Here is a 19,390-nt window from a genome sequence, read left to right as displayed (position 1 = left end):
GTGTCGATGGTGGCCGTTCCGCCCGACGAACAGCGGGCGCCGCGCGCGCCTATGTCGCCACGTACCCTCGTGGGCATTGCGACCCTGTCCCTCGGATCCTTTCTGGTCGGCGCGATGCTGACCGTGGTCATTCCCGTCCTGCCCAACATCGCCCGCGACATGGGCGGCGGCGGTAGCGGGTCGGACGTAGCGGTGGCGGTACAGATGCTCATCGCCATGCCGATGCTGGGGCTCGTGCTCGGCGGTTTCGGCGCTGGCTTCCTGTTCCGCCATTTCCAGCCGCGCACGGTCTTCCTCGGCGGGCTCGTCGCTTATGGGCTGATCGGCGTTTCGGGCTATGGCCTGAGCCTGCCACTGCTCGTCGGCTCGCGGCTGCTGATCGGGATCGTGGCCGCCGTCATCGCCGCCGCCTCGACCGCGCTGGTCGGCGAGCGGGTGCCGGAGGCGATGCGTCCGCGCGTGTTGGGCTGGTCGGTCGCGGGCGCCGCCGCGCTGGGTATCGTCGCCATGATCGCATCGGGCCGGATCGCCGACGCCTATGGCTGGCACTCCTCCTTCCTGCTCTTCCCAGTCATTGCCGGGCTGATGTTCGCTCTGGTCGCGACCTGCTCTGCGCCATCTGCTCAGGGACCACGGGAGACGAACGCGCAGGGACGCGACTGGCGCGGGCTCGCCGCGCTCTGGCCGGTCTTCGCCTTCGTCATATTGGTCAACATGACCGCCTTCACGACCAACTCGCAGTCGAGTTTCCTGCTCGCCGAGATCGGTATCGACAGCGCGCAGGGCCGCGCGCAGATGATGGGCATCAATCAGGCCCTGATCTTCGTCACGGCCATATTGTTCCCGGTGGCGCGCCGCCTGATCGGCATGGGGCTGCTGCCCTTCGCGATCCTTGCGATCATCGGCGGCGGCCTGCTGTTGTTCGCCCGCGCGCAGGACATGGCCGCCGCCGCGATCGGGCTGGCACTGCTCGGCATCGGCAACGGGCTGCTCTTTCCCTATCAGAGCAATTTGCTGCTCCAGCGCGCCCGCCCCGATCTGCGCGGTCAGGCGGCGGGGCTGGTCGTCAGCTGCCAGTTCCTGGCCGATGCGATCAATCCGCTGGTCCTCGGTCCGGTGATCATCCTGTTCGGGCTCCGAACAGCGATCACCTGGGTGGGGCTGCTGACGCTTGCCGGCTGCATCGTGGCGCTGGTTTCGGGGCTGCGTTCGAAGTCGACCCCCGCCCCGGCGGGTGTCGCCTGATCGCGACGCCCCGCCCGGACCGGTCTTCAGGACCCCGGCAATCCGACCGACGGATTGCGCGCCGCCGCCGCATCATTGCCCCGCGCCGCTGCGATATGCCCATTTTCGGGATGGGTGATCACATAGAAGCGATTTTCCCGGATCGCCTCGATCGACTGGCGCGCTACCTCTTCCGAAGTGAGACCATCGGCCCTGATCTTGGCCAGCATCTCGCGGAAGACCGGCGGGATCGGATCGGATTCGGCGAGATCGGGCAGGTGGGCAGGGCGACGCTCTTCCGAGCGCTGAAAAGTCGCGAGGGTGGTGCCGGGGCAGATCGCGGTGACGCCGACCGGCGGATTGGCCGCCGCCAGTTCGCGGTACAGCGTCTCGGCATAGGAGATCGCGGCGGCCTTGCTGGCGCAATAGGGTCCGTTCAGGGCGACGCCGGTGAAGGAGCAGACGCCCGAGGCGGTGATCGCGATGTGCGAGCCTTCCTGGCCCATCAGCGTGGGGAGAAAGGGCTGGATCGCGTGGATCACCCCGAACAGGTTGGTGCCGAGCACCCAGCGCCAGTCGTTGATCGACAGCGTTACCGCCGGTCGGCCGACCGTCGTCACCCCGGCATTGGCGATGACCAGGTTTACGGTGCCGAAATGGGACAGCACGTCCCTGGCGAAGGCTTCGCTGGCCTCCCAGTCGCCAATGTCGAACGCCCGCGCGAACACGTCGGCGCCGCGACCGGACAGTTCGGCGCGCAGCTTCTCCAGCGTATCCGCCTCTATGTCCATGAGCGCCAGCCGCGCACCTTCCGCCGCGAGCTGCTGCGCCAGCGCCCGGCCGATGCCGTTCGCTGCCCCGGTGATGACGGCCACGCGCCCCTTGAAATCCTTCATGTCCAGCCTCTCATCGTTGCTATGTTTATTCTTGATAAGATTACCATGATTGATAGGTTGTCAATCGTGCGATCATCGACGGCGGCGAGAGACCGGGCAGAAGCGATGTGAAGCAAGGCCGGCCGGCTGCCGGCACAGGAGAAAGGCGACGCCCTGCAAGGACGCGCCGAGAGGAGGAGGGGAAGATGAAAGCTACCAGGAGTCGAATCACGTCCGCACTTCGCGGCGGAACCGCACTGTCCGCGGCTTTTCTGGGCATCTTGTCGGTCCCGGCGATGGCCGAGGATCAGGCCGACACCGGCGCCAACCAGGGCGGCCTCGCCGACATCATCGTAACGGCGCGCCGTAGGGCGGAGCGGGCGGAAACCGCGCCGCTTCCTATCACCGCCATCGGTGGCAAAGACATCGAGCAACGCGTGCTCACCCGGCTGAGCGCGCTCGCCGACCTCGCGCCCAACCTGAAGATCACGCAAGGGTCGGGCAGCGCCAATGCGCCGGTCGTCTTCATTCGCGGTATCGGCACGTTGTCCACAACGCTCTACACCGAACCCGCCGTCGCCCTCTATGTCGACGGGGTCTATACGCCGCGCGCGACCAGCGCCGCCTTCGACCTGCCCGATCTGGAACGGGTCGAGGTGCTGCGCGGGCCGCAGGGCACGCTGTTCGGCCGCAACACCACCGGCGGCGCGATCATGCTCGTCACGCAGGCGCCAACCGACGAACCCAGCGCCAAGATATCCGTCGGCTATGGCCGTTACGACGACAAGATGCTCTCGGGCGTTCTCCAGACCGGCGCGATCGGTCAGTCCGACTGGCGCCTGAAGATCGCCGCCAACTGGCGCAATCGCGACGGCTGGGTCCGCACGCCCGGCCTGTCAAAATCCGACTGGGGCGGCAACGAGAAGGATCTGGGCCTGACCACCGCATTGGCGGGCTCGCTCGGCAACCTCGAGATCGACAATCGCTTCCGTTATGCCCGCAACGTGTCCTTCACCGCGTGGCAGGCGATCGGCGGAACCCCGGCGGCGGTCGCCGCCTATACCAATTCTGCGGCAGCCAACCCCTCGGGTCCGCCGCTGGTGCTCAGCCCCAAGGCGCTCGACCTGAGCTTTCGCGATCCGCGCGTACAGGGCAATGCGGTGATCAAGAGCTGGGGCGACACGCTGACGCTCACCTATCCGATTGCCGAGACCGCGCAGCTCAAGTCGATCAGCAACTATGCCGAGATCGATCAGCATCTGCGCAACTATCTGGGCGGCAGCTACATTCTCGGCACGGTGCTCAACCCGCGCGACCCCGCGCAGCGGGTCGAGCCGATCAGCGTCCACGCCGCGCCGACCAACCCCGGCAAGCAGAAACAGTTCAGTCAGGAGTTCCAGGTCGCCGGCGACCTGGCCGACTTCGAATATGTACTCGGCCTCTATTATTGGTGGGAGAAGGTGAACGAAAACGTCACCACCGTCCTCAACTCCCCCGTCGGCGCAGCCTGGATCCGTCTCGACCGCAGCGTGACCTATGAACAGACCACCCGGTCCTACGCCGCTTTCGGCGAGGTGAAGTGGAAGCCCGCCTCGCTCGACGAGAAGCTCGAAGTGACGCTGGGCGGCCGCTACACCAAGGACAAGCGCAAGATCGACACCGGTATCGTCCAGACCACCACCACGACCACCACCACCAACCAGACCGGCAAGAACGACTGGGGCAATTTCGGCTATAGCGGCTCGATCAGCTATCGCTGGGTTCCCGGCTTCATGACCTATGGAAGGATCGCGTCCAGCTTCCGCGCCGGCGGTTTCAACGCGCTGGCACCAGGGTCTCCCGGCTGGGATCCCGAAAAGGCTATCACCTACGAACTGGGCTGGAAGCTGACGGCGCTCAATCGCCATCTGCGTTTCGACGGCAACGTCTTCCAGATCGATTACGACAATCTGCAGGTCAACCAGTTCAACAGCGTCACGCGCACCAATTTCATCGTGAACGCGGCGAAGGCACGCTATCGCGGTTTCGAGCTCGAAGGCGCGCTGCTGCTGGGTGAGCATGTCCAGCTCGACGGTAACGTCGGCTATGTCGATCCCAAATATAAGGAATATAACCAGATCGTCGGCGGCGTAGTGACCAACGTGGGTTCGACCGCGCACTTCGCCTATCTGAGCAAATGGTCGACCCATGTCGGGGCACAGGTGAAGACCTCGCCCATGCCGATGGGCGTAGCGACCTTCCGGGTCGACTATTCGACCAAGAGCAGCGCACGGCTGGCGGTGATCGACTCGCTCGCCCCCACGCTGCAGGGCTTCCGGACCGGAACCCAGAAGGAGCTGTCGGCACGGGTGATCCTGTCGGACATTCCGGCCGGCGACAATGTGAAGCTGACCGCCCAGCTGTTCGGCGAAAATCTGACCAACAATCGCTATTACAGCTTCGCAACCGACTTCGGCTCGCTGGCGACGGCGATCTTCAACCGCCCCCGCACCTGGGGCGCCAGGCTGACCGCCGAATTCTGATCGGCGGGTTGCAGGTCAAGGGGGGCCGCTTCCGTTCGCGGGGGCGGCCCTTCTTCATCCCGGCGGTGGAACAATCTCGCGCACGAGGCATTTTCCTTGCGACCGCTCGCCGCAGACGTGGCGCAGGCCGACCCGTCCGTCGGCTCCCATGACGGTTCCGTCGGTGCTACCCCCGCTGGCGGGAACCGCCGTGGATCGTGGTCGTTGGGGGAAGAATGCCGAGATCGGAACAGTTGAGCCGCGAGCAGTTGCTCGCAAGACAGGCGTTCCAGCTCGCCTTTCTCGACAGGCTGCGCGGTCTGACCGACGCACAGGCCATTCTTGATGCCGCGTCACAGATGCTCGCCGATCGTCTCGGCGCGGATCGCTGCGGCTTTGCGACTCTCGGCATGAACGGCGGCCTTAGCCGCATAGAGGCCGATTCAGGCGGACGGCTTGAAAATCTTCAGGGCCGGCTGCGTCCCATGGACGGCTATGGCGACGCGCTGATGGCAGAGCTGCGCGCAGGCCGAACCCTGATCCTCGACGATGTGACCACCCATCCGCTGAGTGCGGGGCATGACCGGAGTTGGGCGGCCATCGACACGCGCGCGGCGATCGTCTGCCCGATCATGCGCAATGGCGAACTGGACAGTTTGCTCTACGTCAACATGCAGGCCCCGCGCATTTGGGAAACAGCCGAGGTCGCGCTGGTCGAGGATGTCGCGGTGCGCATTCGCGAAGCCGCCGACCGTGTGCGCAGCGAGGAGGCTCTGCGTCTTAGTGAACATCGCTATCGCAGTCTGTTCAACTCGATCGACGCCGGTTTCTGCGTCATCGAAATGGCGTTCGGTGAGCAGGAGGAAGCGCTCGATTACCGTTTCCTCGAGGTCAACGAATCCTTCGAACAATATACGGGCATTGCCAACGCATCCGGGCGCTGGATGCGCGAGATCGCGCCGCAGCACGAACAGCATTGGTTCGACTTCTACGGCGAGGTCGCGCGCAGCGGACGGGCTGCGCAAATCGAACTGCCTGCGAAGCAACTCGACGATCGATGGTATCTCGTCAGCGCCTATCGGATCGACGACCCGGACAAGCATCACGTCGCCGTGCTGTTTTACGATATCAGCGAACGACGTCGCACCGAGCGGGCGCTTGAGCGCAGCCGCGAGGAGCTCGAACTGGCGACCCGCGCAGCGCGGCTCGGCCGATTCGACTATCGGCCCGGCGAGCAGACGCTGAAATGGGATGATCGCTGTCGCGAACTGTTCGGCGTCAGCCCCGGCAAGGAGGTATCCTACGAGACGACTTTTCTCGCCGGCCTGCATCCCGACGACCGCGAGCGCGCGCACAAGGCGGTGGTGGCATCGCTCGATCCCGACGGCAGCCACGAGTTCGAGGTCGAGTATCGCACCATAGGCATTGACGATGGCAGGCTGCGCCATGTTTCGGCGCACGGCCTCGCCTTTTTCGACGGGCGCCGACCGATCCGGCTGATCGGTACGGTCCAGGACGTCACCCGCGACCGCTTGGCCAATGCCGCGCTTCGCGAAGTCGAAGAGCGCCTCCGTCTTGCTGGACGGGCGACGAACGATGCGGTGTGGGATTGGGATTTCCGAACCGACACCGTCATCTGGAACGAGGCGCTGCAGCGCGCCTATGGCCATCGACCGAGCGAGGTCGAGCCCACCGGGGCGTGGTGGATCGCCAGCATTCACCCTGAGGATCGCGATCGTATAGACCGCAGCATCCATGCCGTGATCGATTCCTCTGCGGGGACGGACTGGACCGACGAATATCGCTTCGCCCGGGCCGACGGCAGCTATGCCGATGTGCTCGATCGGGGATATGTCCTGCGCGACATGACCGGAAAGCCGATCCGGATGGTTGGCGCGATGCAGGACGTCTCGGCACGGAAGGCCGTCGAACGCCAGCTCCACCGCGAGAAAATCGGCCTGCAGGCAGAAGTCGCCGCGACGGCGGCCGAGCGCGACCGGGCCGAGGAGGCGTTGCGCCAGTCGCAGAAGATGGAAGCGGTCGGCCAGCTGACCGGCGGCCTGGCGCATGACTTCAACAACCTGCTGACCGGCATATCGGGGGCGCTGGAGATGATGCAGATCCGCATCGCCCAGGGTCGCGTGTACGAGCTGGAGAAATATTCGATCGCCGCCCAGGGTGCGGTGAAGCGTGCGGCCGCCCTGACCCACCGACTGCTCGCCTTCTCCCGCCGACAGACGCTCGATCCCAAGCCGACCGACGTCAACCGGCTGATCTTCGACCTCGAAGAGCTGATCCGCCGCACGGTCGGCCCCGAAGTCACGGTGGAGACGGTCGGGAAGGCCGGGCTGTGGACCACGCTGGTCGATCCCAACCAGCTCGAAAACGCCATTATCAATCTGTGCATCAATGCGCGCGACGCCATGCCGCAGGGCGGGCGGATCACGATCGAGACCGCCAACAAATGGCTCGATGAGCGCAGCGCTCGCGAACGCGATCTCGATCCCGGCCAATATGTGTCGATCTGCGTCACCGACACCGGTACGGGCATGCCGCCCGAAGTCGCCGCGCGCGCCTTCGATCCCTTTTTTACCACCAAGCCGATGGGCGAGGGGACGGGACTCGGCCTGTCGATGATCTATGGGTTCGCGCGTCAATCGGGCGGGCAGGTGCGCATCTATACAGAGGCGGGACTGGGCACGACGATGTGCATATACCTGCCGCGCCACGCCGAAAGCGCGCTTGCCGATGGCGACCCCGGTCCACAGCCGACCGCTCCCCTCGCCCAGGCCGAACGGGGCGCCGGCTGCGTGCTGGTAGTCGATGACGAGCCGACCGTGCGGATGCTGGTGGTCGAGGTCGTCGAGGAGCTCGGTTATAATGTGGTCGAGGCCGCCGACGGTGCCGGCGCCATCGCCGCGATTCACGCCACCCCGCATATCGATCTGCTGATCACCGATGTAGGCCTGCCCAATGGGATGAACGGACGCCAGGTCGCCGACGCGGCGCTGCAGCTCCGCCCCGATCTGCGCATATTGTTCATGACCGGCTATGCGGAGAATGCGGTCATCGGCAACGGACAGCTGGCGCCGAACATGGCCCTGCTCACCAAGCCCTTCCCCATGGACACGCTGGCCGCGCGCATTCAGGACATCATGGCCGACCGGTCGGGCGGCTGACCGACGATCAGGCGAGAATGCGAACCGGGATCGCCTTGGCGGCGGGCGTACCCGAAGCGAGGTCGTGACGCGACAGCGGCGATAACGGGTTGAGCTCGGGAAAATAGCCGGCGAGTGCGCCGCGGGGCAAATCATAGGGGATGACCGCCAGCCCCTCGACCATCCGGGCGATACCGTCGGCCGCGTCCCCGACCAGGGTGACGCGCTGCCCCTTCTCGATCCCCATCGCGGCCATGTCGGCGGGTGCCATCATCACGATCATACGGTCGCCCTCGATCCCTCGCAGCCGGTCGGACATGCCATAGACGGTCGTGTTGAACTGGTCGTTCGACCGGAGCGTGATCAGCCGGAAGCGACCGGGACGATCGGCGAGATCGGCGCTGTCGAGCGACGTGGGCAGCGTGAACTGTGCCTTGCCGCTTTCGGTCTTCCATATCCGGTCATGGGCACTGTTGCCGCGATAGAAGCCGCCGGGCTCGTTGATCCGTCGGTTCATGTCGGCGAACTGGTCCGGCCAGGTGTGGGCTATCAGCTCCCGGATTAGGCTGTAATCCGCCATCCAAGCATCCCAGCGCAGCCTGTCGCTCGGCTCGAGCGCGGCCTTGGCGAGGCCGGCCACGATCGCGACCTCCGAGCGCAGATTCGGGCTGGCCGGCGCCCGCCGGCCGATCGAGCCGTGGATATGGCTGAAACTGTCCTCCATGCTCACCTGCTGCGGGCCGCTGGCCTGAACATCCTCCTCTGCCCGGACGAGACAGGGCAGCAGCCAGGATGAACGCCCCGGCAACAGATGCGTCCGGTTGAGCCGGGTCGCGACATGGACGGTCAGGTCTAGTCCGCGCCACGCCTTGGCCACACGATCCTGGTCGGGCACTGCCCGCACCAGATTGCCGCCGAGGCCGATGAAACCCCGCGCTTCGCCGGCGAGCAAGGCTTCGAGGAACTCGACCGTATTGTGGCCCTTGTCCATCGGCGGCTCGAACCCGAACAGTTCGCGATATTTCTCGTTCGGCGCGAGCTCGGGCTTTTCGGTGACCCCCACCGTCCGCTGGCCCTGGACATTGCTGTGGCCCCTGATGGGCTGGCACCCCGCGCCCTTCCGCCCGACATTGCCGCGCAACAGCAACAGATTGACCAGCGCACCGATCGCCTGCGACCCGTGGACATGCTGGGTCAGGCCCATGCCATAGATACCGATGACCCGTTCGGAGGCCGCATAGATGGCGCCCGCCGTCTCCAGCTCCGCCCGGCCGACTCCTGACTGGCGCTCGATATCGGCCCAGTCGCTCTGCTCGACGAAGCGGAGCCAGTCGGCCAAACCGTGGCAATGTTCGTCCAGAAAAGCGCGATCGAGCAGGCCCGCGCCCCCGCGTGACCGGTCTTCGGCATCGAGCGCCAGGACGTGCTTTGCCACCCCGGTCAGCGCGGCGATGTCCCCACCGGGACGGACCTGCACATAATGGCTGGCGATCGGCGTCGATCGTCCCAGCAGCATGTCGGCGGGGCTCTGCGGATCGGCGAAGGCGATCAGCCCCTTTTCCTTGAGGGGATTGAAGGCGACGATCCGGCAGCCGCGATCGACCGCGTCCTTGAGCGGGTGGAGGATACGCGGCGAATTGGTGCCGGGATTCTGCCCGACGTAGAAAATGGCGTCGCAATGCGCGAGGTCGTCGAAGGTGCAGGTGCCGACCGGCGTACCCAGCACGGTCTTGAGCGCGACCGAGGTCGTCTCGTGGCACATGTTCGAACTGTCGGGCAGGTTGTTGTGCCCATAGACGCGAGCGAACAGTGCATAGAGGTAGGAGGCTTCGAGCGCGGCCTTGCCCGAAGCATAGAAGGTGGTCGACTTCGGCTCCAGACGCCGGAGTTCGGCGCCGATCGCGGCAAAGGCTTCGCCCCAGCCGGTCTCGACATAGCGATCGCTCGCCGCGTCGTAGCGCATCGGATGAGTGAGCCGGCCGACCCGCTCCAGATCATAGTCCGACCAGTCTGCGATCTCCGATACGGGGTGCTTTGCGAAGAAGTCCGGCGTGCACCGGTCGCCGGTCAGGTCCCACAAAGTGGCCTTGGCACCATTTTCGCAGAATTCGACGAGGCCCGGATTGGGAACCTTGGTCCAGGCACAGGAAGTGCACATCGTTCCGCCGGGCTTGTTGAGGTCCGCCAGCGTGGCCAGCGCCCCCGCCCCTGCACCGGACGATCTGAGCGTCCCGATCATCCCGCGCACCGAGCCCCAGCCACCTACCGGTCCGCTATACGCCACTGTCGGCGCGGTGAGGGCCGCCTCTGCCGGTTGGTCGTCCGCCATGCTGCACCTCATCCTCGACTGGTCCGCCATCGCCTCAGCGGGACATCCCGATCCTACGCCACGAAGGCGGAACAAGCGGCGCCAATCGTCTGTTCCGGCGCCCTCCATCCGAACCTACCTGTTCCTTGGTGCGGAGCAAGCCGCTGAACCATTGGGGACTTTGAACGTTCAGAACGGGCCCGGCGTAATGGGCTCCGATATACAGCGAGGATATGTGACGCACGATCGTTCGGACATGCCCCCCGGCGGCCCCGCCCCCCTGCAGAGCGCAGGCGCCAATCCGGACATGTGCGACGAGCACAACGCGATCTTCTTCGCGGCGGTGCGGGCGACGCGCATGCCCATGATCGTGACCGACCCGCACGCGCCGGACCATCCGATCGTCTTCGCCAATCCGGCCTTCCTGAACATGACCGGCTACACCCCCGAGGAACTGATCGGGAAGAATTGCCGGCTGATGCAGGGTCCCGACACCGACCGGGACACTGTGGCCGAGGTCCGCCGCGCGATCGCCGAACGCCGCGAAACCGCCGTCGAGATACTGAACTACAAGAAGAGCGGCGCAAGTTTCTGGAACGCGCTGTTCGTCTCCCCCGTGTTCGATCGCGACGGCAAGCTCATCTATTATTTCGGGTCGCAGCTCGACGTCAGCCGCCGACGCGATGCCGAGGACGCGCTGCGCCAGGCGCAAAAGATGGAGGCGATCGGCCAGCTGAGCGGCGGGATCGCGCATGATTTCAACAATCTCCTGACCGTGATCCAGGGCTTCTCCGACATATTGAAGAACCGGCTCGAACAGCCCGAGCGATTCGACTTCGCCAAGGCGCGACGTCAGGTCGAGGCTATCTCGCAGGCTGCGGAGCGCGGCAGTTCGCTGACCCAGCAGATGCTCGCCTTCGCGCGCAAGCAGCGGCTCGACGGGCGGATCATCAACGTCAACGAGATGATCGAACAGCTCATGCCGGTGATCGAGCGCACGCTGCCCGACCAGGTCAAGGTCGAAAGCCGCTTCTCGGACCATGCCTGCAACGCCCGCATCGACACGACCCAAGCCGAACTCGCCATCATGAACGTGGTGATCAACGCACGCGATGCGATGCCCGGCGGCGGTACCATCACTATCGAAACCGCAACCGTGGCCGTGCGCGACGGCAGCGTTACTCTCGCCCAGCTGCCCCCCGGCCATTACGCACAGCTCACGATCAGCGACACCGGCACCGGCATGAGCCCCGACATATTGTCGCGGGTTACCGAACCCTTCTTCACCACCAAGGAACAGGGCAAGGGCACCGGCCTGGGTCTGTCGATGGTCTATGGCTTCGCGCGCCAGTCGGGCGGCGCATTGCTGGTCGAATCCGACGAAGGGGCCGGGACGAAGGTCCGCCTGCTGTTCCCGTGCGAGGACGGCCCGATCGAACCCGAAGGAAGCCGCCCCTCGCGGCGAGGCGAGCGCGCCCGGGGCGCCGAGACGATCCTGCTGGTCGAAGACCAGCCCGACGTCGCCGCTTATGCGCAGGACGTGCTCGAGGAGTTCGGATATCGCATTCTGCGCGCCCCCAACGGGATGGAGGCGATCGAGATTCTGAACAGTGACGAGGATATCGACATGCTGTTCACCGACCTGGTGATGCCGGGGCGGCTCAACGGCGTTCAGCTCGCCCGCCAGGCACGCAGGAACCGCCCGCATCTCAAGATATTGCTGACCACCGGTTACGCCGAGACCGCGCTCGAACGGATCGACGTGAGAGCCGACGAGTTCGACATCCTCAACAAGCCTTATCGACGCTCGGACCTTGCAACGAAAATTCGCATCGTGATGGACGGCCCGACCGGAGTCGGCTGAAGGTGGCAACGCCGTTAACCATGTTCTAACGACTTAGCCTCCATGGCTTCCCTGATAGCATTTCCGGGGAATCCACATGGCCCGCGCCACCAATCATGTCGACGTCGCGATCATAGGGGCGGGGCCGGCGGGCCTGACGGCGGGCTACCTGCTCGGCAAGCAGGGTTTTACCGTCACTCTGATCGAGAAGGACGCGAAGCAGGTCGGGGGAATCAGCCGCACGGTCGAGCATCGCGGTTTCCGCTTCGACATCGGCGGGCACCGCTTCTTCTCCAAGTCGCGCGAGGTGGTCGACCTGTGGAACGAGCTGCTGCCCGACGACTTCATCGAGCGGCCGCGCATGAGCCGCATTTTCTATCGCGGCAAATTTTATAGCTATCCGCTGCGCGCCTTCGAGGCGCTGCGCAATCTGGGGCTGATCCAGTCGACCCTGTGCATGGCGAGCTTCTTCCGCTGGAAGCTGTTCCCGCATCGCGAGGTGCGCAGCTTCGAACAATGGGTGGTCAACCAGTTCGGGTCGCGCCTGTTCGGCATTTTCTTCAAGACCTACACCGAGAAGGTCTGGGGCATGCCGTGCAGCGAGATGTCGGCAGACTGGGCCGCGCAACGAATCAAGGGGCTAAGCCTGGGCAAGGCGGTGCTCGACGGCATCCGCCGCTCGCTGGGCCTCAACCGCAAGCCCAATGACGGGATGCAGGCCAAGACGCTGCTCGAAAGCTTCCGTTACCCGCGCAAGGGCCCCGGCATGATGTGGGACGCGGCCCGCGACCGCATCCTCGAACAGGGCAATTGCCTATTGATGGGGCACCGGCTTCACCAGCTGTCGTGGGACGAGACCGCTGGCCTGTGGCGGATCGCGGCGATGGACGAGGCCGGGCGGCTGACCCTGATGACGGCCGATCATGTGATCAGCTCGGCGCCGATGCGCGAACTCGCCACCCGGCTGCATCCGCTGCCCGAAAGCCTGCCGCAGGCGATGTCGCTCGGCTATCGCGACTTCCTGACGGTCGCGCTGATGATCCGGTCGGAGGACCTGTTCCCCGACAACTGGATCTATATCCACGATGACCGGGTGAAGGTCGGCCGCATCCAGAATTTCCGCAGCTGGTCGCCCGAAATGGTGCCCGACCCTGCACTCGCCTGTGTCGGCCTCGAATATTTCTGCTTCGAGGGCGACGGGCTCTGGTCCTCGTCCGACGAGGCGCTGATCGAACTCGCCAAGCGCGAGCTGGCCGAACTGGGCCTGTGCGATCCCAGGCAAGTCGTCGGCGGCGCGGTGGTGCGGCAGGAAAAGGCCTATCCGGTCTATGACGATGCCTATGCCGACAATGTCGCGGCGGTCCGAACCGAGCTGGAGAGCCGCTATCCGACCCTCCACTTCGTCGGCCGCAACGGCATGCATCGCTACAACAATCAGGACCATGCGATGATGACGGCGATGCTCACCGCGCGGAACATCGCCGCCGGCAGGCGCCGTCACGATGTCTGGTCGGTCAACGAAGACGCCGAATATCACGAGGCCGGACGCGAGGGCGAGGAAGGGCCGACCGACGCCGTTGGCGTGAAGGCGGCGTTGGCCTCCGAGCGGCAGGTGCCGACCCGCCTGCCGGGCCGCAAGGCCGCCTGATCCCGATCGAACCGCCATGGCGGCCCTAGCCGATGACCCGGAGGCGAAGTACGCCTTGTCGCGCCCGCGCCTCGTCCTCGGCGTGGTCGCGCTGTGGCTGCTCGCCTGCTCCATCCTGACCGCCATGGCATGGCCGCATGTCGGTCCGCTCGAAATGTGGGACCCCGACGATTATCTGCGGCTGCAGCAAGTGCGCGACTGGCTCTGCGGGCAGAGCTTTTTCGACGTCACCCAATATCGCATCGATCCGCCGGGTGGCGTGCCGATGCACTGGTCGCGCCTGGTCGACCTGCCGCTCGCCGCGATCATCCTGCTTGCCAAGCCGCTGATCGGGATCGGTGCGGCGGAACGGCTCGCGGCGGTCGTCATCCCGCTGATCACGCTGGGTGGACTTCTTGGCGCCATCGCTCTTCTGACCGCACGTCTGACGGACCGGCGCACCGCGTTGCTCGCCGCAATGCTGGGCACCACCGCCCCGCTCATGCTGTTCCACCTGCTGCCGCTGCGGATCGACCATCATGGCTGGCAGACGATGCTCGGTATGACCGCCATCGCTGCGGCCTTCGATCGCAAGGCGGTGCGCGGCGGGCTGCTGTCGGGCATCGCCACGGCCCTGTGGCTCGCCGTTTCGCTCGAGGCACTGCCGATGGCGGGTCTGCTCGGCCTGCTCCTGGCGCTGCGCTGGACCGCAGGCGAGGGGGGCGGCCGCTTCCCCGCTTTCGCCCTCGCGCTCGGCGGGGGCACGCTCGCGCTGTTCGCTGCCACCCACGATCTCGCTGCCTGGTCGCGCCCCTGGTGCGACGCGGTGAGCCCCGCCTGGCTGGGACCGTTGGCGGCGACGCCGCTGCTGGCGGGAATGGGAGGGTGGTGGGCAGATAACAAAGGCCCGAGGCCGAAGCTGCTCCTTCTTACCGCCGCAGCAGCGTTGGGCGGCGCCCTGCTGATGACGACGGCGCCGGCCTGTCTTTCCGGCCCCTTCGGCCAGCTCGACCCAGTCGTCCGCCGCTTCTGGTATGAAAATGTCCCCGAAGGCCTGCCGATATGGCGGCAGGCGCCGGGCAACGCCATGCTGCTGCTGCTCTTCCCGCTTGTCGGCCTCAGCGGCAGCCTGCTCGCATGGCGCGCGGCGCGGCGCGAAACCGCCGCCATGCGCAACTGGACGACGATGCTGGCGCTGGCCGGCGGATCCTTTCTGCTGTCGCTGCTCGTCCAGCGTACCGGCGGCTTTGCGCAGGCCTGCGCACTTCCGGGCGCGGCGTGGCTGCTGGCACGAGCGCTCGACCGGATCGGGCGGCAGCGCCTGTCCGCGGTTCGCATCGCCGGCAGCGCGTTCGCGATCATGGCGCTGTCGCCGATCGGCGCGATGATTGCGGGAGAAGGCCTGCTGGCACTCCGCCCCACCGGTACCACGACGCAGGATGTAGCAGGCGCTACGCAGGGTCGCTCCTGTTTCGCCCCCTGCACAGGGCTCTCCGGTCTGGCACAGCTGCCACCGAGCCGGGTGCTGACCGGACTCGACCTCACACCTCGCCTGCTGCTGCTGACGCCGCACAGCTATGCGGCGAGCGGCCACCATCGCGGGGCGCCGGCCATGCGGCGCGTGATCGACGCCTTCACCGGCCCGCCTGAAGTCGCCCACCGCCTGATGGTGGATCGGTCGATGCGCCTGCTGCTGATCGACCCGGCGGGGAGTGAGGCCGGCATCTATGCGAAGGCCGCTCCTCTCGGGCTCATGGCGTTGCTGCTGGCCGGGAAGCCGCCGCCGTGGTTGCGTCCGGTGCCGCTCAAGGGCAGCTCCCTCAAGCTCTGGCAGCGTGTCGACTGAAGCAAAGGCGGTTCCGCCGCCGGTCGCTGCCCCCTTGCCGTCGCCCGCCGCGCGACATAAGGCCGATTCGCGATGTTTCGGTCCACTCCGCCTGTAACGCCCCCGTCCGGCTGGTGGACGAGCAGCTGGTACATCGTCCTCGTGGCGCTGCTGTCGGTCGTGCCGCTGCTTCATCCGCCGGTGCCGCCGCTGGTCGATCTGATGGGCCATATGGGCCGCTACCGCGTCGAACTTGCCGACCCCTCCTCGCCGCTGCTGACCGAATATTATCGGTTCCGCTGGGCGTTGATGGGCAATCTCGGCGTCGACCTGCTGATCATCCCGATGTCCAAGCTGTTCGGGCTCGAACTCGGCGTGAAGCTGATCGTCATGTCGGTACCGGCGCTGACGGTCACCGGCCTGCTGCTGGTCGCGCGCGAGGTCCATGGCCGGCTGCCGGCGACCGCCGGTCTCGTGCTGCCATTCGCCTATTGCTGGCCCTTCCAGTGGGGCTTCATCAACTATGTCTTCGCCATGGCGCTGGCGCTCAACGCCTTCGCCCTCTGGCTTTATCTCGCGCGGATGAGCCGGATCCGGCTGCGCGCGATCATCTTCCTGCCGCTCGGCTGCCTGATCTGGCTGGCGCACGGCTTTGCCTGGGGCGTGCTCGGCCTGCTCGCCTTCGCCGCCGAGATCGTCCGCATGCGCGACGTCGAGGGCCGCAGCTTCTTTGAATCACTGTGGCGGGGCAGCCTCCACTGCCTGCCGCTCGCCCCACCGATGCTGCTGATGATTGCCTGGCGATCGGGCGACGTCCAGGGTCAGACGACCGACTGGTTCAACTGGAAGGCGAAGTACGTCTATCTGATCTCGTCGCTGCGCAACCACTGGATGACGTTCGACATCACTCTGGTCGGCGGGCTGATCCTGCTGGTGCTGTTCGGGCTGACGACGATCGGCTGGCGGCAGATCGGCTTCGACATGCGGCGGACGCTGGGCGTGGCGACGCTCGTCCTCGTGATCGCCTATGTGCTGATGCCGCGTATCGTGATCGGTTCGGCCTATGCCGACATGCGGCTCGCCCCCTATGTCATCGCGGTCGGCGTGATCGGGCTGGTCCCGCGCTTCACCAATCGGACGGCGCTGAACGCCGTCGCGATCCTGGCGCTGCTGATCTTCGGCGTCCGCGTGTGGCAATCGACCGACCGCTTCGCGGCCTTTTCCGACTTTCAGGAAAGCCAGCTCAAGGCACTCAACCATGTCGAGCGCCACAGCCGGGTCTTCGCTCTGGTCGAACTGCCGTGCCTGTCGCGCTGGGAGTCCCCCCGTCTCGAACATCTCGGCGCGATGGCGATCGTGCGGCGCGAGGCCTTCGTCAACGGCCAGTGGACGATGCCCGGCGCACAGTTGCTCAGCATCGCTTATGCCCCGGCCAAGGGCTATGCCGAGGATCCGACCCAGGTGATGCGCCCGCGCCATTGCCGTGCGCGCTGGGCGCGCAGCATCGAAAGTTCGCTGGCGCTGTTTCCACGGCAGGCGTTCGACTATCTCTGGCTGATCAACGCGTCGCGCGACCATTGGCCGGTCAACGACCCGACCCTGAAGCTGGTCTGGGACGGCGGCGAGCGCGGCGCGCTCTATCGCATCGTCGGAGCGGCAACGATCGCGATGGACACGCCTAAGGGCATGCTCAAGCTCGCCACCCAGTGACGTTCCGCCCCGAACAGGGCGGTCAGCACGGCATTGACGGGGCGCGACGGCATCGCATCGTCGCCGCCTTCCTTGCCGGTGACCTTGCCGATCAGGCGCACCAGCGCGATCAGCGGGAAGAGCAGGGTGTTGAAATGCGACAGGAAGCGCGGCGCCAGGCCGGCGCGCTGGAACGTCTCGCGCAGCTGCCGTCCGGTATAGCGACGCTGATGATGATGGGCGACGTCGTGCGCGCTCCACATCCACGGCGCCCCCGGCACGGTGACGAGGATGCGCCCGCCCGGCGCCAGCTTGGTCCGCAGATAGGCGAGCGCCTCGACGTCCTGCGGGATATGTTCGAGCACGTCGAGCAGCACGATCAGGTCATAAGCGCCATCGTCGAGCGGAACATGGGGCAGATAGCCGCCCTTGATCGATAGGCCGCTACGCTGCTCGGCAAAGGCGCGCGCATCGTCGTCGGGCTCGATCGCATCGACGCTGCCGAAGCGCTGGAGCAAGGCGAGGTTGGAGCCGGTGCCGGCGCCCACCTCGAGGATGCGGAGCGGTCCGGCCTTGGGACGGTGGCGCTCGATCAGCGCGGCGATGATCTTGCGACGCGCGACGAACCACCAATGGTCCTTGTCGATCTCTGCCATCCGGTCATAGGCGGCGCGGTCCATCAGGCACGGTCCCTGGCTTCAGGATCGGGGCAGCCGATCCGGTCGCGGACGATGTAGATCGGCCGCTTCTTGGTTTCGACGAGGATCCGACCGACATATTCGCCGAGGATGCCGAGCGACAACAGCTGGACGCCGCCGAGGAAGAGGGTGGCGACCATCAGCGACGGATAGCCGGCGACGTCGGCGCCATAGATCAGCGTGCGGACGCCGATGAAGACGGCATAGACGAAGGCGATGACCGCGATCAGCGCGCCGACATAGGACCAGACCCGCAGCGGCGCGGTCGAGGCCGAGGTGATCCCGTCGATCGCCAGCTGCCACAGCTTCCAATAGTTGAACTTGGTGGTGCCGACGGCGCGCTCGGCGCGGTCATATTCGACCGCCGTCTGGCGGAAGCCCGACCAGGCGAACAGCCCCTTCATGAAGCGGTTGCGCTCGGGCATCCGCTTGATCACCTCGACGACGCGGCGATCGAGCAGGCGGAAGTCGCCGGCATGTTCGGGAATCTTGTCCTTCGACAGCCAGTTGTGCGCCCGATAATAAAGATCGGCGGTGAGCCGCTTGGGCAGGCTGTCGGTCATGCGGTTGCGGCGCACGCCATAGACCACGTCATAACCTTCGCGCCATTTGGCGATCATCTCGCCGATCACCTCCGGCGGGTCCTGCATGTCCACGTCGATCGGAATGACCAGCTGGCCGCGCGCATTGTCGATGCCAGCAGACAGCGCCGCTTCCTTGCCGAAGTTGCGCGACAGGGAAAGCGCCAGCACGCGGGGATCAGCCTCATGCGCGACCAGAATCGCCGCCATCGTCCGATCGCTGCTGCCGTCGTCGACGAACAGGATTTCCCAGGCAATTGTCCGTCCTTCGGGATCGACGAGCGCGTCGAGCACCCGCGACATGCGCGTCACGAAGGGCGCAACCGCGTCTTCCTCGTCCTTCACGGGAACGATGACCGACAGAAGCGGCGTCGAAGAAGGCAGAGTGCTCATTCGAACACCCATTGGCGGTTCAGCCAGAAGACGAGAAGCGGGGTCACGCATAGCACCAGGGGATAGGGGGCCCAGATCGGAAGGTCCATATGCTGGACCAGCAACCAGACCCACAGGCTGTTGAGTGCGAAGCTGATCAGCGAGACGATCGCGAAGCGCAGGATGCGGACCGTCTGCCGGTCGCGCGAACCATGGCCGCGAAAGCTCCATTTGCCATGGATGACATAGCCGGTCGCGGCGGCCCCGACGAAGCCGAAGGTCCAGGCCAGATTGGGGTGCATCCCCGCCAGCTGCACCAGCGCGTGATAGATGCCGATGTTGACGACCGAGGCCAGCGCGCCGGTGACGCCATAGCGCACCAACTGGCCGAGCAGGGCCATGCGCTCGCGGGACAGGATCGGGATGTCGGACATCGGTCGCGCTCTTCCACAAAAGCGCAGAAGCGACAAGCGGTCCGCAATAGGAGACGCCGACGAGGGAGGAACACGCTCCCCGGGGCAAGGGAACCCCGAAGGAGCGCCTCCCGTGGGGTGGAAATTGCCAGTCCGATCCCCGCGTGTCCGTTTCCGGATGACCGGAAACACAGCATTCCGAAGCTGAACGCCAGCCTAACAATAGCGCAACGAGCCTTGCGAAGGAGCGCCAAGGCCGTTGCGGCAGGTGCAAGC

12 protein-coding genes are annotated in these 19,390 nt (G+C 65.8%); 7 read left to right on the top strand and 5 right to left on the bottom strand.

Going from position 1 to position 19,390, the window contains the following annotated elements; genetic code table 11:
* The first annotated feature begins 6 nt into the window (after window positions 1–6).
* Window positions 7–1,245, top strand: a complete 1,239-nt coding sequence (locus KAY22_RS00285; RefSeq protein WP_296618681.1) for an MFS transporter — start codon at window positions 7–9, stop codon at window positions 1,243–1,245.
* Between the two features lie 26 nt (window positions 1,246–1,271).
* On the opposite strand, the gene KAY22_RS00280 is transcribed toward KAY22_RS00285, so the two are convergent.
* Window positions 1,272–2,120: an SDR family NAD(P)-dependent oxidoreductase gene (locus KAY22_RS00280; protein ID WP_296618678.1), complete on the bottom strand. Its 849-nt coding sequence runs from the start codon at window positions 2,118–2,120 to the stop codon at window positions 1,272–1,274.
* A 185-nt stretch (window positions 2,121–2,305) separates the two neighbouring features.
* Between KAY22_RS00280 and KAY22_RS00275 the strand changes: the two genes are divergently transcribed.
* Together KAY22_RS00275 and KAY22_RS00270 are read left to right on the top strand one after the other, a co-directional pair.
* The gene (locus KAY22_RS00275; protein WP_296618675.1) at window positions 2,306–4,621 is read left to right on the top strand and encodes a TonB-dependent receptor; all 2,316 of its coding nucleotides are present in this window, start codon (window positions 2,306–2,308) and stop codon (window positions 4,619–4,621) included.
* 215 nt (window positions 4,622–4,836) lie between these two features.
* On the top strand, window positions 4,837–7,779 hold the full coding sequence (locus tag KAY22_RS00270) for a PAS domain-containing protein (protein WP_296618672.1): 2,943 nt from the start codon (window positions 4,837–4,839) through the stop codon (window positions 7,777–7,779).
* Between the two features lie 7 nt (window positions 7,780–7,786).
* On the opposite strand, the gene KAY22_RS00265 is transcribed toward KAY22_RS00270, so the two are convergent.
* Entirely contained in the window at window positions 7,787–10,087 is a 2,301-nt protein-coding gene (locus tag KAY22_RS00265; protein WP_296618669.1) for an FdhF/YdeP family oxidoreductase, read from the bottom strand.
* Window positions 10,088–10,301: 214 nt separating this feature from the next.
* Here KAY22_RS00265 and KAY22_RS00260 point away from each other — a divergent pair, with 214 nt between their 5' ends.
* The 4 genes from KAY22_RS00260 (at window position 10,302) to KAY22_RS00245 (ending at window position 17,071) form a co-directional block, all read left to right on the top strand.
* The gene (locus KAY22_RS00260) at window positions 10,302–11,930 is read left to right on the top strand and encodes a histidine kinase famiy protein (RefSeq protein WP_296618667.1); all 1,629 of its coding nucleotides are present in this window, start codon (window positions 10,302–10,304) and stop codon (window positions 11,928–11,930) included.
* Window positions 11,931–12,006: 76 nt separating this feature from the next.
* Complete coding sequence (locus KAY22_RS00255; protein ID WP_296618664.1) at window positions 12,007–13,557, top strand: NAD(P)/FAD-dependent oxidoreductase; 1,551 nt, start codon at window positions 12,007–12,009, stop codon at window positions 13,555–13,557.
* 16 nt (window positions 13,558–13,573) lie between these two features.
* A complete protein-coding gene (locus KAY22_RS00250) occupies window positions 13,574–15,382 on the top strand; it encodes a hypothetical protein (protein WP_296618661.1) in 1,809 nt (602 codons plus the stop codon).
* A gap of 72 nt (window positions 15,383–15,454) precedes the next feature.
* The gene (locus tag KAY22_RS00245; RefSeq protein ID WP_296618659.1) at window positions 15,455–17,071 is read left to right on the top strand and encodes a hypothetical protein; all 1,617 of its coding nucleotides are present in this window, start codon (window positions 15,455–15,457) and stop codon (window positions 17,069–17,071) included.
* On the opposite strand, the gene KAY22_RS00240 is transcribed toward KAY22_RS00245, so the two are convergent.
* The 3 genes from KAY22_RS00240 to KAY22_RS00230 are packed head-to-tail and all read right to left on the bottom strand — an operon-like array spanning window position 16,999 to window position 19,135.
* Window positions 16,999–17,730: a class I SAM-dependent methyltransferase gene (locus KAY22_RS00240; protein ID WP_296618656.1), complete on the bottom strand. Its 732-nt coding sequence runs from the start codon at window positions 17,728–17,730 to the stop codon at window positions 16,999–17,001. The genes KAY22_RS00245 and KAY22_RS00240 overlap by 73 nt on opposite strands.
* Window positions 17,730–18,722, bottom strand: coding sequence for a glycosyltransferase family 2 protein (locus KAY22_RS00235; RefSeq protein WP_296618654.1), 993 nt, complete (start codon window positions 18,720–18,722; stop codon window positions 17,730–17,732). Before KAY22_RS00235 ends, KAY22_RS00240 begins: the two co-directional genes overlap by 1 nt.
* On the bottom strand, window positions 18,719–19,135 hold the full coding sequence (locus KAY22_RS00230) for a GtrA family protein (RefSeq protein ID WP_296618651.1): 417 nt from the start codon (window positions 19,133–19,135) through the stop codon (window positions 18,719–18,721). Before KAY22_RS00230 ends, KAY22_RS00235 begins: the two co-directional genes overlap by 4 nt.
* Window positions 19,136–19,390 lie beyond the last annotated feature (255 nt).

The organism is Rhizorhabdus sp. (genome assembly GCF_018006725.1).
Taxonomy (GTDB): domain Bacteria; phylum Pseudomonadota; class Alphaproteobacteria; order Sphingomonadales; family Sphingomonadaceae; genus Rhizorhabdus.
Note: the sequence above shows the minus strand (reverse complement) of the source record. Positions and strands in the feature narration are given on the sequence as shown.

What these genes read in the sequence shown, in the direction of transcription:
- KAY22_RS00230 (WP_296618651.1), bottom strand. Translation starts at nt 19,135, where the DNA reads ATGTCCGACATCCCGATCCTGTCCCGCGAGCGCATGGCCCTGCTCGGC.
- KAY22_RS00275 (WP_296618675.1), top strand. Translation starts at nt 2,306, where the DNA reads ATGAAAGCTACCAGGAGTCGAATCACGTCCGCACTTCGCGGCGGAACC.
- KAY22_RS00265 (WP_296618669.1), bottom strand. Translation starts at nt 10,087, where the DNA reads ATGGCGGACGACCAACCGGCAGAGGCGGCCCTCACCGCGCCGACAGTG.
- KAY22_RS00235 (WP_296618654.1), bottom strand. Translation starts at nt 18,722, where the DNA reads ATGAGCACTCTGCCTTCTTCGACGCCGCTTCTGTCGGTCATCGTTCCC.
- KAY22_RS00245 (WP_296618659.1), top strand. Translation starts at nt 15,455, where the DNA reads ATGTTTCGGTCCACTCCGCCTGTAACGCCCCCGTCCGGCTGGTGGACG.
- KAY22_RS00280 (WP_296618678.1), bottom strand. Translation starts at nt 2,120, where the DNA reads ATGAAGGATTTCAAGGGGCGCGTGGCCGTCATCACCGGGGCAGCGAAC.
- KAY22_RS00285 (WP_296618681.1), top strand. Translation starts at nt 7, where the DNA reads ATGGTGGCCGTTCCGCCCGACGAACAGCGGGCGCCGCGCGCGCCTATG.
- KAY22_RS00255 (WP_296618664.1), top strand. Translation starts at nt 12,007, where the DNA reads ATGGCCCGCGCCACCAATCATGTCGACGTCGCGATCATAGGGGCGGGG.
- KAY22_RS00270 (WP_296618672.1), top strand. Translation starts at nt 4,837, where the DNA reads ATGCCGAGATCGGAACAGTTGAGCCGCGAGCAGTTGCTCGCAAGACAG.
- KAY22_RS00250 (WP_296618661.1), top strand. Translation starts at nt 13,574, where the DNA reads ATGGCGGCCCTAGCCGATGACCCGGAGGCGAAGTACGCCTTGTCGCGC.
- KAY22_RS00240 (WP_296618656.1), bottom strand. Translation starts at nt 17,730, where the DNA reads ATGGACCGCGCCGCCTATGACCGGATGGCAGAGATCGACAAGGACCAT.